Raw genomic sequence first — 22,344 nt, forward strand, 5'->3', positions numbered from 1 at the left:
CTCTCCGACATTTTTCCGAGGTCTCTAAACCCCAGGCAAAGCCGGTGCGGCAGGCATGACTTTCGGGCTAGGCGGCGGCACCGCCCTGGGAGGATTGTTACTGAATAACACCCCTCCCCACCCGGCGCTTCCGATGAATACCCGCCTGCTCGCCTCCGCCATCTCGATGGTCCTCGCCTCCCTCCCCGCGCTTGCCCTGGCCGACGAAGCCACGCCCGGCGCCGTCACCGACCTCGATGCGGTGCAGGTCACCGCCAAGCTGGAAGCGGCCCGCAACGCGCTGTCGCCCGACATCGGCAGCAGCCAGTTCACGATCTCCGCCGAGGACATCGACAGGCTGCCGCTGGGCGCCTCCACCCCGCTCAACCAGGTCCTGCTGCAGGCGCCGGGCGTGGTGCAGGACTCCTACGGCGGCATCCACGTCCGCGGCGACCACGCCAACCTGCAGTACCGCATCAACGGCGTGATCCTGCCCGAGTCGATCTCCGGCTTCGGCCAGACGCTCGACCCGCGCACGATCAAGAACATCCGCCTGCTCGACGGCGCGCTGCCGGCCCAGTTCGGCGACCGCACCGCGGCGGTGGTCGACGTCACCACCAAGAGCGGCGCCGAACTCGGCAACGGCGGCAGCGTCGGCATCACCACCGGCTCGTTCGGCAAGGTCAATCCGTTCGCCTCGTGGTGGGGCAGCTCCGGCCGCTGGAGCTGGTTCGTCACCGGCAACTACGACCAGGACAAGGTCGGCCTGGAGAATCCCACCGACAGCCGCACCCCGGAACACGACAAGACCCACCAAGGCAAGGCCTTTGCCGACCTCACCTACCTGGTCGACGACGACACCCGCCTCAGCCTGATGGCGGGCTACGCCAACAACCGCTTCCAGATCCCGAACAATCCGGACCAGGCCCCGGCCTTCGACTACCTGGGCACCACCGACTACGACTCCTCCAGGCTCGACGAGAACCAGCGCGAGAACACCCGCTTCGCCAGCCTGGTGCTGCAGGGCCTGCTCGGCGACACCTCGTACCAGGTCTCCGCCGGGCAGCGCTACAGCAGCGTCGCGTTCGACCCGGACATCGCCGGCGACCTGATCTTCAACGGCGTCGCCTCGAAGGTGGACCGCGCCAACCGCGCCGACACCGTGCAGGCCGACTTCTCCACGCCGCTCGGCGATTCGCACACCCTGCGCTACGGCCTGTACGGCAGCTTCGAGCGCGCCAGCGCCCGCAACGACGCCTGGGTCTTCCCGGCCGATGCGGACGGCGGCCAGAGCAGCAACGTGCCGGAGCTGATCCCCGACGCCAGCCGCTTCCACACCAGCACCACCGCGCTCTACCTGCAGGACGAATGGAAGATCGGCGACGACTGGATCGTCAACTACGGCGTGCGCGGCGACCGCTACAAGGCCTTCGGCCGCAGCGAGGGCCAGCTCAGCCCGCGCGTGGGCGCGGTCTGGCACGCCACCGACGGCACCACGCTGCACGCCGGCTACGCCCGCTACTTCACCCCGCCCGCCACCGAGCTGATCTCCACCACCGACATCGCGCTCTACGACGGCACCACTAACCAGCAGGTTTCCGCCGGCGCCACCACGCCGCTGAGCGAGCGCAGCGACTACTACGACCTGGGCATCTCGCAGAACGTCGGCGACCACCTGACCCTGGGCCTGGATGCCTACGACCGCCGCGCCGACCGGCTGCAGGACGAGGGCCAGTTCGGCGCCGCCTACATCTACTCCACCTTCAACTACCGCCACGGCCACGTCCGCGGCCTGGAGTTCTCCGCCGACTACGACGACGGCCCGTTCAGCGCCTACTTCAACGCCGCCTACAGCAAGGCGATGGGCAAGCAGGTCATGACCGGCGACTACAACTTCGATCCCGACGCCCTGGCCTACGTCGCCGACCACTGGATCCACCTCGACCACGACCAGAAGCTGACGTCTTCCGGCGGCATCAGCTACAGCTTCGCCGGCAACAACCGCGTCGGGGCGAACTACCTGTACGGCAGCGGCCTGCGCACCGATACCGACACGGTGCCCAACGGCGCCTCGCTCCCCTCCTACTTCCAGCTCAACCTGAGCGCCTCGCACGACTTCGACCTCGGCGGCCATCCGCTGCATGCGCAGCTGGCCGTGGTCAACGCGCTGGACCGCAGCTACCAGCTGCGCGACGGCGGCGGCATCGGCGTGTTCGCTCCGCAGTGGGGACCGCGCCGTGGCGCCTACCTGACCCTGCAGCAGGACTTCTGAGCCGCGCCAAGCGAATCCAGACGTAACAGAGATGAGAAACGCGTCGCCACGCGCCCTTATGGCGAACCACAGAAGCGATAGGGCGGGCACCTGCCTTCTCCATCGAAACCGGCCCGCGAACGCAAAAGGCCAGGCATTGCCTGGCCTTCTTGCATCGCCTGCGCGACCGCTCAGAACAGCGGATGCCGCCGGCGCGCGCGGAACCCCGCGTAAAGCGCCCACAGCGCCAGCAGCACGAACCAGACCAGGCTCCACATCGGCATCGACAACCCGAGGAAGCGCCAATCGATGTTGCCGCAGTCGCCGGTGCCGGTCAGCACCGTCCGGAACACCTCGAACGGCCCCATCTGCTCGCTCAGGAAGGACAACGGCGGCCCGCAGGAGGACATCTCGTCGCGCGGCATCACCTGCACCCAGACATGCCGCCCGGCGATGCCGGCGCCGACCGCCGCGGCCAGGAACGCCAGCACGCCATGGACCTTGCGCCCGCCGCTCCCGCGCGGCCCGTGCAGCGCGCCGAGCAGGAACAGCACGCCCAGCGCCGCGAACGCGATCCGCTGGAAGATGCACAACGGGCAGGGCTCCAACCCTTCCTGCAACTGCATGAAGATCGCAAACCCGAGCAGGCCAGCGCAGATCAGGAAACCGAGCGCGAACTGCGCGCGGAAACTCCAGCGGAACGGATTCATCGAGGCGGCGTGAACGTTGGAGGACGCCGGATTATCAGCTATTCGCGAGACCCAGGCTATGCGATTCCGGAACATTGCGTCACGGGCGCGGCAGCCCCGGCCCATGCCCCGCCCTCCGCTTCACCCCTCCTGCACCCACCCGGCGCCTAGGCTGCATCGCGGGCGCGTGGCGACCGCCATCGGCATGCACGGCAGCCGTAGCGACGGTACCGCGGCCACCGCAGCGGCCCGGTCCCACCCTCGCCTCGCCGACCACTCCACCGCAGGACGGACACGATGAAGGGCATTCCCGCCGAGATCGCTCAGGCACTCGACCAGCTCGAACAGGACATCCCCGGATTGAGGGCGCGTCATCCGGACGACTTCTGGGACGTCTATCACGCACGGGCTCGCGAGATCGCCAACCGCGCCCAGGGATCGGCCGAACAGGCCGCGCTGGTCGCCAAGCGGCTCGACGGCATGCTCGCCAAGCACAACCTCGGCCCGGCCGATCCCGGCGCATGAAACGAAAAAACCCGGCACGAGGCCGGGTTCTTCGGGATCCTGGAAAGCGCCTTACTCGGCGACTTCCTCGGCCACGGCGGCCGGGCGGTCGACCAGCTCGACATAGGCCATCGGCGCGTTGTCGCCGGCGCGGAAACCGCACTTCAGGATGCGCAGGTAGCCACCCGGGCGGCTCTGGTAGCGCGGGCCGAGCGTGGTGAACAGGGTGCCCACCGCTTCCTTGTCGCGCAGGCGCGCGAAGGCCAGGCGGCGGTTGGCGACGCTGTCGATCTTGGCCAGCGTGATCAGCGGCTCGGCGACGCGACGCAGTTCCTTGGCCTTCGGCAGGGTGGTCTTGATCAGCTCGTGCTTGATCAGCGAAGCCGCCATGTTCTTGAACATCGCCTCGCGGTGGGCGCTGGTGCGGCTGAACTTGCGGCCGGATTTCTGGTGACGCATGGTCGTGGTTTCCTAGAGGGTTGAATGTTGGATCTGCTGTACTTCGCTGTCGCCGTCCTGGCGCTGGAACATGGACTGCGGATGGCCCAAACCGGCACTCCCTGGCCGGATGTCGCGCGGACCTGAAGGTCCGTCTGCGGGTACTGCATGCGCGATCCCCGCGCTCGCGCGCGGGGACCTCGCGGCGCTCTTAGCCGAGCATGCCGTGCTGGGCGATGCCGGCCGGCGGCCAGTTCTCCAGCTTCATGCCGAGGGACAGGCCGCGCTGGGCCAGCACTTCCTTGATCTCGGTGAGCGACTTCTTGCCCAGGTTCGGGGTCTTGAGCAGCTCCACCTCGGTCTTCTGGATCAGGTCGCCGATGTAGTAGATGCTCTCGGCCTTCAGGCAGTTGGCCGAACGCACGGTCAGCTCCAGGTCGTCGATCGGGCGCAGCAGCACCGGATCCACGCCGCCGGCCTGCGGCTTCGGCGCGCCGCGGTCGCGGTGCGTGAAGTCGCCGAACACCGACAGCTGGTCGCTGAGGATGTCGGCCGCGGTGCGGACGGCTTCCTCGGCGTCGATGGTGCCGTTGGTCTCGATGTCGATGACCAGCTTGTCCAGGTCGGTGCGCTGCTCGACGCGGGCCGCCTCGACCGAGTAGGCCACGCGGCGCACCGGCGAGAACGACGCATCCAGCACGAGGCGGCCGATGGTACGGGTCTCTTCGTCCGGACGACGACGGGCGGCGGCCGGCTGGTAGCCGAAGCCACGCTCGATCTTCAGGCGGATGTTCAGCGCGGTGTCCTTGGTCAGGTGCGCGATGACGTGGTCGCCGTTGATGATCTCGACGTTGTGGTCGGTCTTGATGTCGGAGGCGGTGACGACGCCCGGGCCCTGCTTGGACAGCGACAGCGTGGCGCTGTCACCGCTGTGCAGGCGGATGGCGACGTCCTTGAGGTTCAGCAGGACTTCCAGCACGTCCTCCTGCAGGCCCTCGACCGTGGTGTACTCGTGCAGTACGCCATCGATCTCGACTTCGGTGATGGCGAAACCCGGGATCGACGACAGCAGCACGCGACGCAGGGCATTGCCCAGCGTATGGCCGTAACCGCGCTCCAACGGCTCGATCACGACCTTGGCGCGGTTTTCGGTAAGGCGTTCGATCTGCGGTCCACGGGGACGCAGAACCTGGTTGGCGGTAACCGTCATGTTGCGGGGTCTCCTGCGAACCTCCGGCGGCCGCCGGAGGTTCTCCAATGTGAATTACTTCGAATACAACTCGACGATCAGCGCTTCGTTGATGTCCGAAGGCAGGTCGGCGCGATCCGGCACGGCCTTGAACACGCCGCTGAACTTCTTCGAATCGACTTCGACCCACGAGGGGCTCAGGTCGTGCTGCTCGGCCACGGTCAGGGCTTCCTGGACGCGCAGCTGCTTCTGGGCCTTCTCGGACAGGCTGATCGCGTCGCCGGCCTTGACCTGGTACGAGGCCAGGTTCACCGACTTGCCGTTCACCAGCACGCCGCGGTGCGAGACCAGCTGGCGGGCGGCCGGACGGGTCACGGCGAAGCCCATGCGGTAGACGACGTTGTCCAGGCGGGTTTCCAGCAACTGCAGCAGGTTCTCGCCGGTGTTGCCCTTCTTGGTCGAGGCCTTCTTGTAGTAGTTGCGGAACTGGCGCTCCAGCAGGCCGTAGATGCGCTTGACCTTCTGCTTCTCGCGCAGCTGGGTGGCGTAGTCGGACAGCTTGCCCTTGCGAGCGGCACCGTGCTGGCCGGGCTTCTGCTCCAGCTTGCACTTGGAGTCCAGCGCGCGCGCCGGGCTCTTGAGGGACAGGTCGGCGCCTTCGCGGCGCGCGAGCTTACAGGTAGGACCGATATAACGAGCCATTTCTTATCGCTCCTTTAGACGCGACGCTTCTTCGGCGGACGGCACCCGTTGTGCGGGATCGGCGTCACGTCGATGATGTTGGTGATCTTGTAGCCGACGTTGTTCAACGAACGCACGGCGGACTCGCGGCCCGGACCCGGACCCTTGATGCGCACTTCCAGCGACTTCACGCCGTAGTCGAGCGCGGCGCGGCCGGCCTTCTCGGCGGCGACCTGGGCGGCGAACGGGGTCGACTTGCGCGAACCGCGGAAACCCGCGCCGCCCGAAGTCGCCCACGACAGCGCGTTGCCCTGGCGGTCGGTGATCGTGACGATGGTGTTGTTGAACGAAGCGTGGACGTGGGCGACGCCGTCGGTGACGACGCGCTTGATCTTCTTCTTGGTCTTGGCAGCAGCTGGCTTGGCCATTGTTCTCTATCCCTTACTTCTTGATCGCCTTGCGCGGTCCCTTGCGGGTGCGGGCGTTGGTACGGGTGCGCTGGCCACGCAGCGGCAGGCCGCGACGGTGACGCAGGCCGCGGTAGCAGCCCAGGTCCATCAGGCGCTTGATGGCGATGCCGACTTCACGGCGCAGATCGCCCTCGACGATGTACTTGCCGACCTCGGCGCGCAGGCGCTCGATCTCCGGCTCCGACAGATCGCGGATCTTGGTGGTCGAAGCCACGCCTGCGGCTTCGCAGACCTTCTTCGAACGGGTACGGCCGATGCCGTAGATGCTTTGCAACCCGACCCAGACGTGCTTCTGGGCTGGCAGGTTGACGCCTGCAATACGCGCCATGACGCGGTTCTCCAACTGAGTGATGGCCCGACAGCGCGCCTGCGCGCCATCCGGCATGATGGATCAAAAGTGAACGGAAGATTGTAGCAAAGTCTCGGGTTACTTTGAAGCTCATGGAACCATGCAGCGTTCCACGGGCCCGGCATGGGGAGTGTGCCCATGCTCCGGCGCCGGACGGCATTGGCATCGGACCTACCGCTTCCGCTGCCGCCCGGACTACTCCCGCCCGGGACCATGCCGCCACACCCGCGCGCGAGACGCCGCGCGGGCCGCCCTTCTGGTCGGAAGGCCTGTCGCCCGGGAGCCGGGCCGCCTTCACGCAAGGAAGAACAAGTATATCAGTCGGTTAGCCGCGGGCGAAACCGCCGCGCGAACCGCCCTTCAGGTTGGCCTTCTTCAACAGGCTCTCGTACTGGTGGGACATCAGGTGCGCCTGGATCTGCGCGATGAAGTCCATCACCACCACCACCGCGATCAGCAGCGAGGTGCCGCCGAAGTGGAACGAGGTGCCGAGCTGGGCCCGCATCACCTCCGGCAGGAGGCAGACGATCACCAGGTACAGCGAGCCGGCCGCGGTCAGGCGGGTCAGCACGCCGTCGATGTAGTCGGCGGTCGACTTGCCCGGACGGATGCCCGGGATCAGCGCGCCCGACTTCTTCAGGTTGTCGGCGGTTTCCTGCGAGTTGAACACCAGCGCCGTGTAGAAGAACGCGAAGCCGATGATCAGCGCGGCGAACACCAGCATGTGCACCGGCTCGCCCGGACCCAGCGCGTTGGCGATCTTCTGCAGCCAGGTGGCCGAGGTCGCCTGCCCGGACCACATCGACAGCGTGGCCGGGAACGCCAGGATGCTCGAAGCGAAGATCGGCGGGATCACGCCGGCCATGTTGAGCTTCAGCGGCAGGAACGAGGTCTGGTTCATGTACGCGTTGCGGCCGCCCTGGCGGCGCGCGTAGTTGACCGTGATCCGGCGCTGCCCGCGCTCGACGAACACCACGAAGTAGGTGAACGCCAGGATCACCAACACGATCAGCAGCAGCGAGATGAAGCTCATGTTGCCGTCGCGGTAGGCCTCGACGGTCTGGATCGCGGCGGCCGGCAGGCCGGCCACGATGCCCGCGAAGATGATCAGCGAGACGCCGTTGCCGATGCCGCGCTCGGTCACCTGCTCGCCTACCCACATCAGGAAGATGGTGCCGGCAGTCAGCGCGACCACCGCGGTCAGCACGAAGCCCATGCCCGGCGCGTACACCACCGGCGCGCCGCCCGGAGCGGTCTGGTTCTGCAGCGCCAGGGCGATGCTGCCGCCCTGCACCACCGCCAGCAGCACCGCGCCGATGCGCGAATACTGGGTGATCTTGCGCCGGCCCGACTCGCCTTCCTTCTGCATCGCCTTCAGCGTCGGGAAGATGTGCGTGGCCAGCTGGATCACGATCGATGCCGAGATGTACGGCATCACGTTCAGCGCGAAGATGCTGAAGCGGTGCAGGGCGCCGCCCGAGAACATGTTGAACATGTCCACGATACCGCCGCCCTGCGCCTGCATCAGCGCCAGCATGGCATCGGGATTGACGCCCGGCACCGGCACGAAACAGCCGATGCGGTAGACGATCAACGCCCCGAGGACGAACAGCAAGCGCTGGCGAAGTTCCGTGAACTTGCCCAGCCCGCCGCCGAGGTTTCCGATGCCCGCTTGCGCCATGTTGCGATTACTCCTGGACGCTGCCGCCGGCAGCTTCGATGGCAGCCTTGGCGCCCGCCGTGACCCCCACGCCCTTCAGCACGAACGCCTTGGTCAGCTCGCCCTTCTTGACGATCTTGGCCTTCTTGGCGCTGGTCGGGACCAGCTTGGCCGCACGCAGCGCGGCGAAGTCGACCTCGCCGGCCGGCAGCTTGTCCAGCTGGTAGGACAGCACTTCGGCGGTGTCCTTGGCGATCGGCGAGCGGAAGCCGATCTTCGGCAGGCGGCGCTGCATCGGGGTCTGGCCGCCTTCGAAGCCGGCCTTGATCTTGCCGCCGCCCTTGCGGGCGAACGAACCCTTGTGGCCGCGGCCGGCGGTCTTGCCCAGGCCGGAGCCGATGCCGCGACCGACGCGGGTACGCTCGGTGCGGGCGCCCGGTGCCGGGCTCAGTTCATTGAGACGCAGAGTCATGGTCGATCACTCCTCAACCTGGACGAGGTACTGAACCTTGTTGATCAGGCCGCGGACCTGCGGGCTGTCCTTCAGTTCACGCACATCGTTGAGCTTGTTCAGGCCCAGCGCACGCACCGACAGGCGGTGACGGGACTGGGTGCCACGCAGGCCGCGCACCAGGCGCACCTTCACGGTCTTGTTGGACTCGTTAGCCATTGAGGAGTTCCTCCACCTTCTTGCCGCGCTTGGCCGCGATGCGGGTCGGCGACTGCATCGCTTCCAGGCCCTTCAGCGTGGCGCGCACCAGGTTGATCGGGTTGCGCGAGCCGACGGCCTTGGCCAGCACGTTCTTCACGCCCACCGCTTCCAGCACGGCGCGCATCGCGCCGCCGGCGATCACGCCGGTACCTTCCGACGCCGGCTGCATGAACACGCGGGCCGCGCCGTGGCCGGCCTTGACCGGGTGCCACAGGGTGCCGTTGTTCAGGTCGACGTTCGCCATGTTCTTGCGGGCGTATTCCATCGACTTCTGGATCGCGACCGGCACTTCGCGGGCCTTGCCGTAACCGAAGCCGACCTTGCCCTCGCCGTCGCCGACGACGGTCAGCGCGGTGAAGGTGAACTGGCGGCCGCCCTTGACGGTCTTGCTGACGCGGTTGACCGCGACCAGCTTCTCGATCATGCCGTCGTCGATCTTCTCTTCGCGGTTGCGATCGCGATCGCGGCCCCGCGGAGCACGTTCTTCTGCCATGTTGGTGATTCCTTGTCTGAGGGATATGTACGGCTCGGACGCCGCTTATGGTTGTGGACTGGAACGGTGTTCCCGCGACCGCTGCAGAAGAACGGGGCGGTCCGGCATCTCCCCTGCCGGCGGAGGGACGCAACCCGCGGGTTGCGTCCGCAAACGCTTAGAACTGCAGGCCGGCCTCGCGGGCCGCGTCGGCCAGCGCCTTGATGCGGCCGTGGTAGCGGTAGCCCGAGCGGTCGAAGGCGACCTTCTCGATGCCCGCGGCCTTGGCGCGCTCGGCGATCAGCTTGCCGACCTTGGCGGCGGCTTCGGCGTTCTTTCCGCTCTTCAGGCCTTCCTTGACGTCGGCCTGGGTGGTGTTGGCGGCAGCCAGCACCTTCGAGCCGTCGGCGGTGAAGACCTGGGCGTACAGGTGCTGGCCGGTGCGCAGCACCGACAGGCGGGCCACGCCGAGCTCGCGGATGTGCGCGCGGGTCGACTTGGCGCGACGCAGGCGGGCGATGTTCTTGTTGATGCTCATGGTTGGATTCCTATAGGAAGCTGAAGCGAAGCGGGCTTTGCATTGAGAAGTCCGGCCAGGGGGGGCCGGGCTCCCTCGGATGGACCCGCGCCTAATTAGGCCTTCTTGGCTTCCTTGCGAATGATGACTTCACCGGCGTACTTCACACCCTTGCCCTTGTAGGGCTCCGGCGGACGGAAGCCGCGGATCTTGGCGGCGACTTCGCCGACGCGCTGCTTGTCGGCGCCGGTGACCACGATCTCGGTCTGCGACGGGGTCGACAGCGTGATGCCTTCCGGCGCCACGAACACCAGCGGGTGCGAGAAGCCCAGCGACAGGTTGAGGTCCTTGCCCTGCATCGCGGCGCGGTAACCGACGCCGACCAGCTCGAGCTTGCGCTCGAACCCTTCGGACACGCCCTTCACCAGGTTGGCGAGGATCGCGCGCACGGTGCCGGTGATGGCGATCTGCGACGGATCGGCCGGGGACAGCGTGGCGACGCCACCGTCAACGGAGATCTGCACGCCCACCGGCTTCGGCAGCGACAGCGTGCCCTTCGGGCCCTTGACGCTCACCAGCTCCGGCTGGATGTTGAGTTCGACGCCCTTCGGCAGGGAAATCGGCTTCTTGGCAACTCGGGACATGTTCGGCTCCTTCCCTTAGGCCACGAAGCACAGGACTTCGCCGCCGACGCCGGCCGCACGGGCCTGCGCATCGGTCAGGATGCCCTTCGACGTGGAGATGATGGCAACGCCCAGGCCACCGAGGACCTTGGGCAGCTCGTCCTTGCCGCGGTACTGGCGGAGGCCCGAGCGCGAGACACGCTTCAGGGTCTCGATGACCGGACGGCCTTCGAAGTACTTCAGCACGATCTCCAGCTCGGACTTGTTGTTCTCGGCCGGGGTCACGCGCAGGTCGGCGATGTAGCCCTCGTCCTTCAGGACCTGGGCGATCGCGACCTTGATCTTGGAGGACGGCAGCTTCACCGTCGGCTTGCCGACAGCCGCCGCATTCTTGATGCGGACCAGCATGTCGGCGATGGGATCAGTCATGCTCATGTGATTACCTTTGAGTGCACCGATATCCGCTTTCGCGAAAATCTCGTGTTTCCTGGTGAAGGGCCAGGCCCCTTGACGCGCCCCGGCCACCGGGGCGGCCAGAGAGAAGCGGGAGTATACGACAAAAAGAGCCCGCGCACAGGGATGTGCGCCGCTCCTGCGGGGGACCTACAGGAAAGAGTCCGGCAGATGCCGGACTCTCTTGCTGAACAGGCAGGCTGCCCGGGAACGCAGGCCGGCGCGCGGGCGCCTGCCTGCCCCGTACCGCCCCGTTACCAGCTGGCCTTGCGCAGGCCCGGGACGTCGCCACGCATGGTGGCTTCGCGCAGCTTGTTGCGGCCCAGGCCGAACTTGCGGTACACGCCGCGCGGACGGCCCGAGATCTCGCAGCGGTTGCGCTGGCGGCTCGGCGAAGAGTCGCGCGGCAGCTTCTGCAGCTTCTCGGCGGCCTGGATCTTCTCCTCGTAGGAGGCATCCTGGCTGGAGATGATCTTCTTCAGCGCGGCACGCTTGTCGGCGTACTTCTTGGCCAGCTTTTCCCGCTTGGCGTCGCGGTTGACCATGGAGGTCTTTGCCATGTCGGTTTCCTCGACGAATCAGTTACGGAACGGGAACTTGAACGCCGCGAGCAGCGCCTTCGCTTCCGCATCCGTCTTGGCGGTGGTGGTGATGGCGATATCCATGCCACGGATCGCGTCGACGGCGTCGAAGTCGATTTCCGGGAAGATGATCTGCTCCTTCACGCCCATGTTGAAGTTGCCGCGACCGTCGAACGAACGACCCGAGATGCCGCGGAAGTCACGCACGCGCGGCAGCGAGATGTTGATCAGGCGGTCCAGGAACTCGTACATCTTGGCGCGACGCAGCGTGGTCTTGCAGCCGATCGGCCAGCCATCGCGGATCTTGAACGAAGCCACCGAGATGCGCGACTTGGTGACCACCGGCTTCTGGCCGGCGATCTTGGCCATGTCGGCCACGGCGTTCTCCAGGACCTTCTTGTTGGTGGCGGCCTCGCCCACGCCCATGTTCAGCGTGATCTTGACCAGCTTCGGCACTTCCATCGGATTGGTGTAGCCGAACTCCTTCATCAGGGCCGGCACCACTTCTTCCTTGTAGATTTTTTCGAGACGGGAAGTCATGACCTCATTCCTCAGGCGTCGAGCGCCTCACCGCTGGAGCGGAACACACGCAGTTTGCGTCCATCCTCCAGCACCTTGAAGCCAACGCGCTCGCCCTTGCCCGTGGCCGGGTTGACGACGTTCACGTTGGAGATATGGATCGAAGCTTCGCGCTCGACCACGCCGCCGGCGATGCCCGCCTGCGGGTTCGGCTTGGTGTGGCGCTTGACGACGTTCACGTTGGAGACGACCACGCGGTCGCCATCCACGCGGATGACCTCGCCCTGCTTGCCCTTGTCCTTGCCGGTGTTGACGACGACCTGGTCGCCCTTCTTGATACGGTTAGCCATTGTTATCTCCTTCGCTCACAGCACTTCGGGAGCGAGCGAAACGATCTTCATGAACTTCTCCGAGCGAAGTTCACGGGTAACCGGCCCGAAGATGCGGGTGCCGATCGGCTCCTGCTTGTTGTTCAGCAGGACGGCGGCGTTGCCGTCGAAGCGGATCAGCGAACCGTCCGGGCGACGGACGCCCTTGCGGGTACGCACCACGACCGCGTCGTAGACTTCGCCCTTCTTCACCTTGCCGCGCGGGATCGCATCCTTCACGGTCACCTTGATGATGTCGCCGATGCCGGCGTAGCGGCGCTTCGAGCCGCCCAGCACCTTGATGCACATCACTTCCTTGGCACCGGAGTTGTCGGCGACGTCGAGGTAGCTCTGCATCTGGATCATGATTCAGATCTCCCTTATTCGGCCGCGCGGGTGACGATTTCCACCACCCGCCAGTTCTTGGTCTTGGACATCGGCGCAATCTCGGTCACGCGCACGACGTCGCCCTCGTTGCAGGCGTTGTCGGCGTCGTGGGCGTGGAGCTTGGTCGAGCGCTTGATGTACTTGCCGTACAGGGCGTGCTTGACCTGGCGCTCCACCAGCACGGTGACCGTCTTGTCCATCTTGTTGCTGACGACACGGCCTTCGACCGTGCGCAGCGTCTTGTTTTCAGTGTTCTCGCTCATCGCGGCGGTCCTTACTTGGTGCTGCCGAGCAGGGTCTTGACGCGAGCGATCTCGCGGCGCACCCGGCGGGTTTCATGAGTCTTCGGCAGCTGGCCGGTGACTTGCTGCATGCGGAGCGAGAACTGCTCCTTGCGCAGGTCGGTCAGGTGGGCCTTCAGTTCGTCAGCCGACTTCTCGCGGAGTTGTTTGATGTCCATCAGCGCACCGTCCGGGTCACGAAAGTGGTGGTGACCGAGAGCTTGGCGGCGGCCAGGCGGAACGCCTCGCGGGCCACTTCCTCGGAAACACCCTCGATTTCATAGATCATGCGGCCGGGCTGGATCTGGGCCACCCAGTACTCCACGTTACCCTTACCGGAGCCCATTCGGACTTCGATCGGCTTCTTGGTGATCGGCTTGTCCGGGAACACGCGGATCCACATCTTGCCGCCGCGCTTGACGTAGCGGCTGATCGAGCGGCGCGCCGCCTCGATCTGGCGCGCGGTCAGCTGACCGTGCGCCGTCGCCTTCAGGCCGTACTCGCCGAAGCTGACGGCGTTGCCGCTCCAGCTCAGGCCTTCGTTACGGCCCTTGTGTACCTTGCGGTATTTGGTTCGCTTGGGTTGCAACATTGCCGTTACCTCGCTTCACGAGCCGGGCGCGACGGACGGTCGCTGCGATCGCCACGATCGCCACGCGGGGACTCGTCCTGCTTCTCCTGGCCAACCTGGGTGAAATCGAAGATCTCGCCCTTGTAGATCCAGACCTTGATGCCGATGACACCGTAGGTGGTATGCGCCTCGGCAAAGCCGTAGTCGATGTCCGCGCGCAGGGTGTGCAGCGGCACGCGGCCCTCGCGGTACCACTCCGAACGGGCGATTTCCGCGCCGTTGAGGCGGCCGGCGACGTTGACCTTGATGCCCAGGGCACCCAGGCGCATCGCGTTGCCGACCGAGCGCTTCATCGCGCGGCGGAACATGATGCGACGCTCCAGCTGCTGCGCGATCGACTCGGCGACCAGCTGCGCGTCCAGCTCGGGCTTGCGCACTTCGCTGACGTTGATGTGCGCCGGGACGCCCATCAGGTCGCTGACTTCCTTGCGCAGCTTCTCGATGTCCTCGCCGCGCTTGCCGATCACCACGCCCGGGCGGGCGGTGTGGATCGTCACGCGCGCGGTCTTGGCCGGACGCTCGATCAGGATCTTGCTGATGCCCGCCTGAGCCAGCTTCTTGCGAAGCATCTCGCGGACCTTCAGGTCGGCCGCCAGGTAGCTGGCGAACTCGGCCTTGTTGGCGTACCACTTGGAGTTCCAGTCCTTGGCAATGCCCAAGCGGATTCCAATCGGATGAACTTTATGACCCATCGTCTTTTCCTTTCCGCTTACTTGCCGGCGCCCACGACCACGGTGATGTGGCTGGTGCGCTTGAGGATGCGGGTACCGCGGCCCTTGGCCCGCGCCATGAAACGCTTCAGGGTCGGACCCTCATCAACCATGATGGTCTTGACCTTCAGCTCGTCGATGTCGGCGCCCTGGTTGTTCTCGGCATTGGCGATCGCCGACTCCACCACCTTCTTGATCAGGTGGGCAGCCTTCTTGTCCGAGAACTTCAGCAGGTTGACGGCGCGCTCGGCCGACAGCCCACGCACCTGGTCGGCGACCAGGCGGGCCTTCTGGGGGGAGATGCGCGCGGTGCGCAGGATTGCTTTCGCTTCCATGGTCATCTCTCCTTACTTGCCCGACTTCTTGTCGCCACCGTGACCCTTGAAGGTACGGGTGACGGCGAATTCGCCGAGCTTGTGGCCCACCATGTTCTCGTTGACCAGCACCGGAACGTGGTTCTTGCCGTTATGCACGGCGATGGTGAATCCCACCATTTCCGGCAGGATCATGGAACGGCGCGACCAGGTCTTGATCGGCTTCTTGCTACCCGCAGCGGCCTCCACCTTCTTGACGAGGTGGTGATCGACGAACGGGCCTTTCTTGAGTGAACGTGCCATGGTCGATTAGCCCCTACGATCGCGGACGATGAACTGCTGGGTGCGCTTGTTCTTGCGCGTCTTGTAACCCTTGGTCGGCACACCCCACGGGGTGACCGGATGCGGGTTGCCCTGGCCGGCCTTCGCCTCGCCACCACCGTGCGGGTGGTCGACCGGGTTCATGGCGGCACCACGAACGGTCGGGCGGACGCCGCGCCAGCGCTTGGCGCCGGCCTTGCCCAGCTTCTCCAGGTTGTGCTCGTCGTTGCCGACTTCGCCGATGGTGGCGCGGCACTCGGCCGGCACCTTGCGCATCTCGCCCGAACGCAGGCGCAGCGTGGCGTAGACGCCTTCGCGGGCGACCAGCTGGACGGCCGCGCCGGCGGCGCGGGCGATCTGGGCGCCCTTGCCCGGCTTCAGCTCGACGCCGTGGACGGTGGTACCGACCGGGATGTTGCGCAGCGGCAGGGTGTTGCCGGTCTTGATCGGCGCGTTGGCGCCGGCGATGACCTGGTCACCGGCCTTCAGTCCCTTCGGGGCGATGATGTAGCGGCGCTCGCCGTCGACGTAGCACAGCAGGGCGATGTGGGCGGTGCGGTTCGGATCGTATTCGATCCGCTCCACGCGCGCCGGGATGCCTTCCTTGTTGCGCTTGAAGTCGATGATGCGGTAGTGCTGCTTGTGACCGCCGCCGACGTGGCGGGTGGTGATGCGGCCGTGGTGGTTGCGGCCGCCGGTCTTGCTCTGCGGCTCGACCAGGCCCGCGTACGGGGCACCCTTGTGCAGATCGGGCGTGACCACGCGCACGGCCGAACGGCGGCCTGCGGAGGTGGGCTTGAATTTCATCAATGGCATGGGTTCTTACCTCAGGCCTTGGCCGTGACGTCGATGGACTGGCCATCGACCAGGCGGACATACGCCTTGCGCCAGTCGCCGCGACGGCCAGCGCGGTTGCGGAAGGACTTGTTCTTGCCCTTCACGTTCACCACGTTGACGGCCTCGACCTTGACGTCGAACAGCTGCTCGACCGCGGCCTTCACATCGGCCTTGGTGGCGTCGTTCGAGACTTCGAAGACGTACTGGTTGGACAGTTCCTGCAGGCGCGCGGTCTTCTCGGAGACTCGCGGAGCGCGCAGCACGCTGAAGATTTTTTCGTTGCTGCTCATGCCAGCCACTCCTCGACCTTCTTGACCGCATCGGCGGTGATCACGACCGTATCGGCACCGACCAGCGCGACCGGATCCAGCCCCTGCACGTCGCGCACTTCGACGTACGGCAGGTTGCGGGCCGACAGGTACAGGTGCTCGGAAGCCTCTTCGGTCACGATCAGCGGGCGGGCGCCCACGTCCAGACCCTTCAGCTTCTCGACCAGGCCCTTGGTCTTGGTCTCGCTCACGTCGAACGCCTCGACGACCTTCAGGCGGTCCTGGCGGACCAGCTCGGAGAAGATCGCGGCGATCGCGGCGCGATACTGCTTGCGGTTGACCTTCTGCGCGAAGCTGCGCGGCTTGGCCGCGAAGGTCACGCCGCCGCCGACGAAGATCGGAGCCGTCAGCGCGCCGTGACGCGCACCGCCGCCCTTCTGCTTCTTCGACTTCTTGGTCGTGCCCGAGACTTCCGAACGGGTCTTCTGGGCCTTGGTGCCGGCGCGGCCGGCGTTGCGATAGGCGACGACGACCTGGTGGACCAGATCCTCGCTGAAATCGCGACCGAACACGGCGTCGGAGACCGAGACCTTGTTGTTGCTACCGGTGATAACGAGTTCCATCGTCATCTCTCCTTATGCCTTGCTCGCCGGACGGACGATCACGTCGCCACCGGCAGCGCCCGGGACGGCGCCGCGGACGGCGATCAGACCGCGCTCGACGTCGACCTTGACCACTTCCAGGTTCTGCGTGCTCTGCTGCACGGCACCCATGTGACCGGCCATCTTCTTGCCCGGGAACACGCGGCCCGGCGTCTGGCGCTGGCCGATCGAACCCGGAGCACGATGCGACAACGAGTTACCGTGGGTGGCGTCACCCATGCGGAAGTTGTGCCGCTTGATGGTGCCCTGGAAGCCCTTACCCTTGGTGACGCCCTGGACGTCGACCTTCTGACCGACCTCGAAGATGTCGGCCTTGATCTCGCCGCCGACGGCGAAATCACCCAGCTTGTCGTCCTCGACGCGGAACTCCCACAGGCCACGGCCGGCCTCGACCTTGGCCTTGGCGAAGTGGCCGGCTTCCGGCTTGTTCACCAGGGCGGCGCGGCGCGCACCGACGGTCACCTGCACGGCGCTGTAGCCATCGACCTCGACGGTCTTGATCTGCGCGATGCGGTTCGGGGTAGCTTCGATCAGGGTAACCGGGATGGAGCGGCCATCCTCGGTGAAAACGCGGCTCATGCCGGCCTTGCGGCCCACGAAGCCCAACGAATACTTCTTCGTCATGGTCGTAGTCCTCAGGTCAACTTGATCTGCACGTCGACGCCGGCAGCCAGTTCGAGCTTCATCAGCGCGTCCACGGTCTTGTCGTTGGGGTCGACGATGTCGAGTACACGCTTGTGCGTGCGGGTTTCGTACTGGTCGCGCGCGTCCTTGTCGGCGTGCGGGGAGACGAGCACGGTGTAACGTTCGATCTTGGTCGGCAGCGGGATCGGGCCGCGCACCTGCGCGCCAGTCCGCTTGGCCGTCTCGACGATCTCGCTGGCCGAACGGTCGATCAAGCGATGATCGAACGCCTTCAGCCGAATCCGGATCTTTTGGTCCGCCATGACGGGGTTCCTTCGTTAAAAGAGCGACGGGCAAGGCCTCTGGGATGCCTGCCCCGAAATTTCCTGAACACGTGGATCGCACCGCTTCCTGCGCGCGATGGGCACTTCCTCCGCCCAAAAACTGAGGCAGACCAGTCACCCGGCCTGCCCAGACGGAAAAGTATAATGCGCACCCAGAGCAACGTCAACAGCTCTACGCCGTTGATTGCTCCATGCAACGCGACCTTCCCGGTCTGGCGAACACGAGAGGCATCCTCCCCTCTTTTCGCAGTTTTACGCGCGGCACCCTACCCAGGAATGCCGAGCCGCGCATTGTACAAGGACGAAATCGCCGCTGCCAAGCCCCTCCTGCATTTCCAGGAACCCGGGCGCGAACCGTTCAGGATCGGCGCCGGGGGTTTCGCCCTCCCCGGACGCACGAAACCCGCCACGCGGGCGGGTTTCGCTGGCCCCGCCCGGAGGCGGGTTGCCGGAACGCGTCCAGGCCGAGGCCGGGACGCGCCTTACATCACTTGGTGATCTTCGAGACCACGCCGGCGCCGACGGTACGGCCGCCTTCGCGGATCGCGAAGCGCAGGCCCTCGTCCATCGCCACCGGGTTGATCAGCGTGACCGACATCTTCACGTTGTCGCCCGGCATCACCATCTCCACGCCCTCCGGCAGCTGCACCGCACCGGTGATGTCCGTGGTACGGAAGTAGAACTGCGGACGGTAGCCCTTGAAGAACGGGGTGTGGCGGCCGCCCTCGTCCTTCGACAGCACGTACACCTCCGCGTCGAACTCGGTGTGCGGGGTGATCGAGCCCGGCTTGGCCAGCACCTGGCCACGCTCCACCTCGTCACGCTTGGTGCCGCGCAGCAGCAGGCCCGCGTTGTCGCCCGCCTGGCCCTGCTCCAGCAGCTTGCGGAACATTTCCACGCCCGTCACGGTGGTCTTCTGGGTCGGACGGATGCCCACGATCTCGATTTCGTCGCCCACCTTGATCACGCCGCGCTCGATACGGCCGGTCACCACGGTGCCGCGGCCCGAGATCGAGAACACGTCTTCCACCGGCATCAGGAACGGCTTGTCGATGTCGCGCTCCGGCGTCGGGATCCAGGTGTCCAGCGCGTCCACCAGCTTGATGATCGCCGGCACGCCGATCTCCGACTGGTCGCCTTCCAGCGCCAGGCGGGCCGAGCCCTTGATGATCGGGGTGTCGTCGCCCGGGAACTCGTACTTGCTCAGCAGCTCGCGCACTTCCATTTCCACCAGCTCGAGCAGCTCGGCGTCATCCACCATGTCCGCCTTGTTCAGGAACACGACGATGTACGGCACGCCCACCTGGCGCGACAGCAGGATGTGCTCGCGGGTCTGCGGCATCGGGCCGTCCGCGGCCGAGCACACCAGGATCGCGCCGTCCATCTGCGCCGCACCGGTGATCATGTTCTTCACGTAGTCGGCGTGACCCGGGCAGTCCACGTGCGCGTAGTGGCGGGTCGGGCTTTCGTATTCCACGTGCGCCGTCGAGATCGTGATGCCGCGCGCCTTCTCTTCCGGCGCCGCGTCGATCGCGTCGTACGCCTTGAACTCGCCACCGAAACGCTCTGCGCCGATCTTCGTCAGGGCAGCCGTCAGCGTGGTCTTGCCGTGGTCGACGTGACCGATGGTGCCGACGTTGACGTGCGGCTTGGTGCGCTCGAACTTACCTTTTGCCATTGCTATTTACCTCTGTGATTCGTGTTGGGTGACGGGTGATCCGGGCAAGGCGGAGTCCGCGCCCTTCCGGGCGACGGACCCCTGGCCCCGGGTCACGCCTTCTTGATGACGGTGTCGGCGATGTTCTGCGGAGCCGGCTCGTAGTGGTCGAACTCCATCGAGAACGTCGCGCGGCCCTGGGTCATCGAACGCAGCTGGGTGGCGTAGCCGAACATTTCGCCCAGCGGGATCATCGCGTTGATGATGGTGCCCGAGACGCTGGTGTCCGAACCCTGCAGCACGCCGCGACGACGGCTCACGTCGCCCATCACGTCGCCCTGGTAGTCGTCCGGGGTCACGATCTCGACCTTCATGATCGGCTCCAGCAGCACCGGGCGCGCCTTGGCGAAGCCCTGCTTGAACGCCATCGAGGCGGCCAGCTTGAACGCCATTTCCGACGAGTCGACGTCGTGGTACGAACCGAACACCAGCTTGACCTTCACGTCCACCACCGGGAAGCCGGCCAGCGGGCCGCTGGTGATGGTCTCGCGCAGGCCCTTCTCGACCGACGGGATGAACTCCTTCGGAATCACGCCACCGGTGATCTCGTTGATGAACAGGAAGTCGTCCTTGATGTCCGCCGCGTACTTCTCGCGGTCCTCGGCGGTCAGCGGCGACATCTCGATCACGACGTGGCCGTACTGGCCCTTACCGCCGGACTGCTTGGCATGCTTGTAGTCCGACTTCACGTCCGAGGCCTGGATGGTCTCGCGGTACGCGACCTGCGGCTTGCCGACGTTGGCCTCGACGTTGAACTCGCGCTTCATGCGGTCGACGATGATGTCCAGGTGCAGCTCGCCCATGCCCGAGATGATCGTCTGGCCCGACTCTTCGTCGGTCTTGACGCGGAACGACGGGTCTTCCTGCGCCAGGCGGCTCAGGGCGTTGCCCATCTTTTCCTGGTCGGACTTGGTCTTCGGCTCGACCGCCATCGAGATCACCGGCTCCGGGAACGCCATGCGCTCGAGCACGATCGGGGCATCGAGGGCGCACAGGGTGTCGCCGGTGGTGACGTCCTTCAGGCCCACCGCCGCGGCGATGTCGCCGGCCAGCACTTCCTTGATCTCGTCGCGCTGGTTGGAGTGCATCTGCAGCAGGCGGCCGATGCGCTCCTTGCGGTTCTTGACCGAGTTCAGCACCTGGTCGCCGGCGTTCAGCGTGCCGGAGTAGACGCGGAAGAAGGTCAGCGAGCCGACGAACGGGTCGGTCATGATCTTGAACGCGAGCGCCGAGAACGGGGCCTTGTCGCTGGATTCGCGCGACAGCTCCTTGGTCTCGTCGTCCATGTCGACGCCCTTCACCGGCGGCACGTCGACCGGCGACGGCAGCAGGCGGATCACGCCGTCGAGCATGGCCTGCACGCCCTTGTTCTTGAACGCCGAGCCCAGGAACATCGGGACGATCTCCGTCGACAGCGTGCGCACGCGCAGCGATTCGTAGATCTCGTCCTCGGTCAGCTCCTCGCCGCCCAGGTACTTCTCCATCAGCTCTTCGCTGGCCTCGGCCGCGGTCTCGACCATGAACGCGCGCGCCTCTTCCGCCTGGGCCTGCAGCTCGGCGGGGATGTCGCGGTACTCGAAGTTCAGGCCCTGGCTGGCGGCATCCCAGTGGATCGCCTTCATCTTGACCAGGTCGACCACGCCCTCGAAGTTGTCCTCGGCGCCGATCGGGATCTGCATCGGCACCGGCACGGCGCCCAGGCGCGTCTTCAGCTGGTCGCGGACCTTGAAGAAGTTGGCGCCGGTGCGGTCCATCTTGTTGACGAACGCGATGCGCGGCACGTGGTACTTGTTGGCCTGGCGCCACACGGTCTCCGACTGCGGCTGCACGCCGCCGACCGCGCACAGCACGAACACGGCGCCGTCGAGCACGCGCAGCGAACGCTCGACTTCGATGGTGAAGTCGACGTGCCCGGGGGTGTCGATGATGTTGAAGCGGTGCTCCGGGAAGGACTTGTCCATACCCTTCCAGAACGCGGTGGTGGCGGCGGACTGGATCGTGATGCCACGCTCCTGCTCCTGCTCCATCCAGTCCATGGTGGCAGCGCCATCGTGCACTTCACCGATCTTGTGGCTCTTGCCGGTGTAGAACAGGATGCGCTCGGACGTGGTGGTCTTGCCGGCATCGATGTGGGCCATGATGCCGAAGTTGCGATAACGCTCGATGGGAGTGGTACGGGCCACGGGAGCCTCTCAAAAATTTCTCGGATTTCGGATGGCCGAACGCCGCCTTTCGGCGGCCTTCGGGTTGAAGTGGCGCGCTGCGCGCCACATGCCGGCACTCATATGGGGCCGGTGGGCCTTGTTGCCAAGGCCCGATGCATCACCAGCGGTAGTGGGCGAACGCCTTGTTCGCTTCCGCCATGCGGTGGGTTTCTTCACGCTTCTTGATGGCGCCGCCACGATTCTCAGAGGCGTCCAGCAGCTCGGCAGCCAACTTGCGCGGCATCGAGTTCTCGCCGCGCTTGCGGGCGGACTCGATGATCCAGCGCATTGCCAGAGCCATCTTGCGGGAGGCGCGAACCTCGACCGGCACCTGGTAGGTAGCGCCGCCGACGCGACGCGACTTCACTTCGACTGCCGGGGCCACGTTGTCCAGTGCCTTCTGCACCAGCTCGATGGCATTCGGATTCTTTTCGCCGATGACGTCCATTGCGCCATACACGATTTTCTCTGCAACCGACTTCTTGCCACTCTGCATCACCATGTTGATGAAGCGGGCAATGGTTTCGCTGCCATGCTTGGGATCAGGCAGGACGGTGCGCTGCGGAGTAGAACCTTTACGAGACATTA

Annotated in this window: 33 protein-coding genes; 2 read left to right on the plus strand and 31 right to left on the minus strand. The window is 65.8% G+C overall.

What is annotated here, in order from left to right; all coding sequences use genetic code 11:
- The first annotated feature begins 166 nt into the window (after positions 1–166).
- A complete protein-coding gene (locus tag M3M27_RS15795; RefSeq protein WP_434028029.1) occupies positions 167–2,251 on the plus strand; it encodes a TonB-dependent receptor in 2,085 nt (694 codons plus the stop codon).
- Between the two features lie 170 nt (positions 2,252–2,421).
- On the opposite strand, the gene M3M27_RS15800 is transcribed toward M3M27_RS15795, so the two are convergent.
- The gene (locus tag M3M27_RS15800; protein WP_140723539.1) at positions 2,422–2,940 is read right to left on the minus strand and encodes a disulfide bond formation protein B; all 519 of its coding nucleotides are present in this window, start codon (positions 2,938–2,940) and stop codon (positions 2,422–2,424) included.
- A gap of 276 nt (positions 2,941–3,216) precedes the next feature.
- Between M3M27_RS15800 and M3M27_RS15805 the strand changes: the two genes are divergently transcribed.
- Positions 3,217–3,444 carry a hypothetical protein gene (locus M3M27_RS15805; protein WP_140723542.1) on the plus strand — a complete coding sequence of 76 codons (228 nt, stop codon included), beginning with the start codon at positions 3,217–3,219 and terminating at the stop codon, positions 3,442–3,444.
- 51 nt (positions 3,445–3,495) lie between these two features.
- On the opposite strand, the gene rplQ is transcribed toward M3M27_RS15805, so the two are convergent.
- The 30 genes from rplQ to rpsG all read right to left on the minus strand — a co-directional run bounded on the left by rplQ (position 3,496) and on the right by rpsG (position 22,342).
- Complete coding sequence (gene rplQ, locus M3M27_RS15810; RefSeq protein WP_434026243.1) at positions 3,496–3,882, minus strand: 50S ribosomal protein L17; 387 nt, start codon at positions 3,880–3,882, stop codon at positions 3,496–3,498.
- Positions 3,883–4,072: 190 nt separating this feature from the next.
- A complete protein-coding gene (locus M3M27_RS15815) occupies positions 4,073–5,071 on the minus strand; it encodes a DNA-directed RNA polymerase subunit alpha (protein ID WP_140723548.1) in 999 nt (332 codons plus the stop codon).
- 54 nt (positions 5,072–5,125) lie between these two features.
- Positions 5,126–5,752 (minus strand): 30S ribosomal protein S4, encoded by a 627-nt coding sequence (gene rpsD / locus M3M27_RS15820; protein WP_140723551.1) that lies wholly within the window; start codon positions 5,750–5,752, stop codon positions 5,126–5,128.
- A 14-nt stretch (positions 5,753–5,766) separates the two neighbouring features.
- Positions 5,767–6,159, minus strand: coding sequence for a 30S ribosomal protein S11 (rpsK, locus tag M3M27_RS15825; RefSeq protein WP_003470632.1), 393 nt, complete (start codon positions 6,157–6,159; stop codon positions 5,767–5,769).
- A gap of 13 nt (positions 6,160–6,172) precedes the next feature.
- Positions 6,173–6,529: a 30S ribosomal protein S13 gene (gene rpsM, locus M3M27_RS15830; protein ID WP_140723554.1), complete on the minus strand. Its 357-nt coding sequence runs from the start codon at positions 6,527–6,529 to the stop codon at positions 6,173–6,175.
- 346 nt (positions 6,530–6,875) lie between these two features.
- The gene (secY, locus tag M3M27_RS15835) at positions 6,876–8,231 is read right to left on the minus strand and encodes a preprotein translocase subunit SecY (RefSeq protein ID WP_140723557.1); all 1,356 of its coding nucleotides are present in this window, start codon (positions 8,229–8,231) and stop codon (positions 6,876–6,878) included.
- 7 nt (positions 8,232–8,238) lie between these two features.
- Positions 8,239–8,682 (minus strand): 50S ribosomal protein L15, encoded by a 444-nt coding sequence (rplO, locus tag M3M27_RS15840; protein ID WP_434026244.1) that lies wholly within the window; start codon positions 8,680–8,682, stop codon positions 8,239–8,241.
- A gap of 6 nt (positions 8,683–8,688) precedes the next feature.
- Positions 8,689–8,880, minus strand: a complete 192-nt coding sequence (gene rpmD, locus M3M27_RS15845) for a 50S ribosomal protein L30 (RefSeq protein WP_005408214.1) — start codon at positions 8,878–8,880, stop codon at positions 8,689–8,691.
- Positions 8,873–9,415 (minus strand): 30S ribosomal protein S5, encoded by a 543-nt coding sequence (gene rpsE / locus M3M27_RS15850; RefSeq protein WP_140723564.1) that lies wholly within the window; start codon positions 9,413–9,415, stop codon positions 8,873–8,875. The genes rpmD and rpsE overlap by 8 nt, the downstream gene beginning before the upstream one ends.
- A gap of 157 nt (positions 9,416–9,572) precedes the next feature.
- Positions 9,573–9,932, minus strand: a complete 360-nt coding sequence (gene rplR / locus M3M27_RS15855) for a 50S ribosomal protein L18 (protein WP_140723567.1) — start codon at positions 9,930–9,932, stop codon at positions 9,573–9,575.
- A 95-nt stretch (positions 9,933–10,027) separates the two neighbouring features.
- Positions 10,028–10,555: a 50S ribosomal protein L6 gene (gene rplF / locus M3M27_RS15860; RefSeq protein ID WP_140723570.1), complete on the minus strand. Its 528-nt coding sequence runs from the start codon at positions 10,553–10,555 to the stop codon at positions 10,028–10,030.
- Between the two features lie 15 nt (positions 10,556–10,570).
- Positions 10,571–10,969: a 30S ribosomal protein S8 gene (gene rpsH, locus M3M27_RS15865; RefSeq protein WP_140723574.1), complete on the minus strand. Its 399-nt coding sequence runs from the start codon at positions 10,967–10,969 to the stop codon at positions 10,571–10,573.
- Between the two features lie 272 nt (positions 10,970–11,241).
- Complete coding sequence (rpsN, locus tag M3M27_RS15870; protein WP_140723577.1) at positions 11,242–11,547, minus strand: 30S ribosomal protein S14; 306 nt, start codon at positions 11,545–11,547, stop codon at positions 11,242–11,244.
- 18 nt (positions 11,548–11,565) lie between these two features.
- Positions 11,566–12,108 (minus strand): 50S ribosomal protein L5, encoded by a 543-nt coding sequence (gene rplE, locus M3M27_RS15875; RefSeq protein WP_434026245.1) that lies wholly within the window; start codon positions 12,106–12,108, stop codon positions 11,566–11,568.
- Positions 12,109–12,119: 11 nt separating this feature from the next.
- A complete protein-coding gene (gene rplX, locus M3M27_RS15880; protein WP_140723584.1) occupies positions 12,120–12,437 on the minus strand; it encodes a 50S ribosomal protein L24 in 318 nt (105 codons plus the stop codon).
- Positions 12,438–12,452: 15 nt separating this feature from the next.
- Entirely contained in the window at positions 12,453–12,821 is a 369-nt protein-coding gene (gene rplN / locus M3M27_RS15885) for a 50S ribosomal protein L14 (protein ID WP_140723587.1), read from the minus strand.
- Between the two features lie 14 nt (positions 12,822–12,835).
- A complete protein-coding gene (gene rpsQ / locus M3M27_RS15890; protein ID WP_140723590.1) occupies positions 12,836–13,105 on the minus strand; it encodes a 30S ribosomal protein S17 in 270 nt (89 codons plus the stop codon).
- 11 nt (positions 13,106–13,116) lie between these two features.
- The gene (gene rpmC, locus M3M27_RS15895) at positions 13,117–13,302 is read right to left on the minus strand and encodes a 50S ribosomal protein L29 (protein ID WP_140723593.1); all 186 of its coding nucleotides are present in this window, start codon (positions 13,300–13,302) and stop codon (positions 13,117–13,119) included.
- Positions 13,302–13,715 (minus strand): 50S ribosomal protein L16, encoded by a 414-nt coding sequence (gene rplP / locus M3M27_RS15900; protein ID WP_140723597.1) that lies wholly within the window; start codon positions 13,713–13,715, stop codon positions 13,302–13,304. The genes rpmC and rplP overlap by 1 nt, the downstream gene beginning before the upstream one ends.
- Positions 13,716–13,720: 5 nt before the next feature.
- Positions 13,721–14,446 (minus strand): 30S ribosomal protein S3, encoded by a 726-nt coding sequence (gene rpsC, locus M3M27_RS15905; RefSeq protein ID WP_140723600.1) that lies wholly within the window; start codon positions 14,444–14,446, stop codon positions 13,721–13,723.
- Between the two features lie 17 nt (positions 14,447–14,463).
- The gene (gene rplV / locus M3M27_RS15910; protein ID WP_140723603.1) at positions 14,464–14,799 is read right to left on the minus strand and encodes a 50S ribosomal protein L22; all 336 of its coding nucleotides are present in this window, start codon (positions 14,797–14,799) and stop codon (positions 14,464–14,466) included.
- A 12-nt stretch (positions 14,800–14,811) separates the two neighbouring features.
- Positions 14,812–15,081 (minus strand): 30S ribosomal protein S19, encoded by a 270-nt coding sequence (gene rpsS / locus M3M27_RS15915; RefSeq protein WP_434026246.1) that lies wholly within the window; start codon positions 15,079–15,081, stop codon positions 14,812–14,814.
- Between the two features lie 6 nt (positions 15,082–15,087).
- Positions 15,088–15,915 carry a 50S ribosomal protein L2 gene (gene rplB / locus M3M27_RS15920; RefSeq protein WP_140723609.1) on the minus strand — a complete coding sequence of 276 codons (828 nt, stop codon included), beginning with the start codon at positions 15,913–15,915 and terminating at the stop codon, positions 15,088–15,090.
- An 11-nt stretch (positions 15,916–15,926) separates the two neighbouring features.
- Positions 15,927–16,226 carry a 50S ribosomal protein L23 gene (gene rplW / locus M3M27_RS15925; protein ID WP_140723612.1) on the minus strand — a complete coding sequence of 100 codons (300 nt, stop codon included), beginning with the start codon at positions 16,224–16,226 and terminating at the stop codon, positions 15,927–15,929.
- Positions 16,223–16,828 (minus strand): 50S ribosomal protein L4, encoded by a 606-nt coding sequence (gene rplD / locus M3M27_RS15930; protein ID WP_140723615.1) that lies wholly within the window; start codon positions 16,826–16,828, stop codon positions 16,223–16,225. The genes rplW and rplD overlap by 4 nt, the downstream gene beginning before the upstream one ends.
- A 12-nt stretch (positions 16,829–16,840) precedes the next feature.
- The gene (rplC, locus tag M3M27_RS15935) at positions 16,841–17,491 is read right to left on the minus strand and encodes a 50S ribosomal protein L3 (protein WP_140723618.1); all 651 of its coding nucleotides are present in this window, start codon (positions 17,489–17,491) and stop codon (positions 16,841–16,843) included.
- An 11-nt stretch (positions 17,492–17,502) separates the two neighbouring features.
- Positions 17,503–17,814 (minus strand): 30S ribosomal protein S10, encoded by a 312-nt coding sequence (gene rpsJ / locus M3M27_RS15940; protein ID WP_140723621.1) that lies wholly within the window; start codon positions 17,812–17,814, stop codon positions 17,503–17,505.
- A gap of 508 nt (positions 17,815–18,322) precedes the next feature.
- Complete coding sequence (tuf, locus tag M3M27_RS15945) at positions 18,323–19,513, minus strand: elongation factor Tu (RefSeq protein ID WP_140723624.1); 1,191 nt, start codon at positions 19,511–19,513, stop codon at positions 18,323–18,325.
- A 92-nt stretch (positions 19,514–19,605) separates the two neighbouring features.
- Positions 19,606–21,735, minus strand: coding sequence for an elongation factor G (gene fusA, locus M3M27_RS15950; RefSeq protein WP_140723627.1), 2,130 nt, complete (start codon positions 21,733–21,735; stop codon positions 19,606–19,608).
- A gap of 139 nt (positions 21,736–21,874) precedes the next feature.
- Positions 21,875–22,342, minus strand: coding sequence for a 30S ribosomal protein S7 (rpsG, locus tag M3M27_RS15955; RefSeq protein ID WP_140723631.1), 468 nt, complete (start codon positions 22,340–22,342; stop codon positions 21,875–21,877).
- Positions 22,343–22,344 lie beyond the last annotated feature (2 nt).

Origin of the sequence: Xanthomonas boreopolis (assembly GCF_046529185.1) — a bacterium.
Lineage (GTDB): Bacteria > Pseudomonadota > Gammaproteobacteria > Xanthomonadales > Xanthomonadaceae > Pseudomonas_S > Pseudomonas_S boreopolis.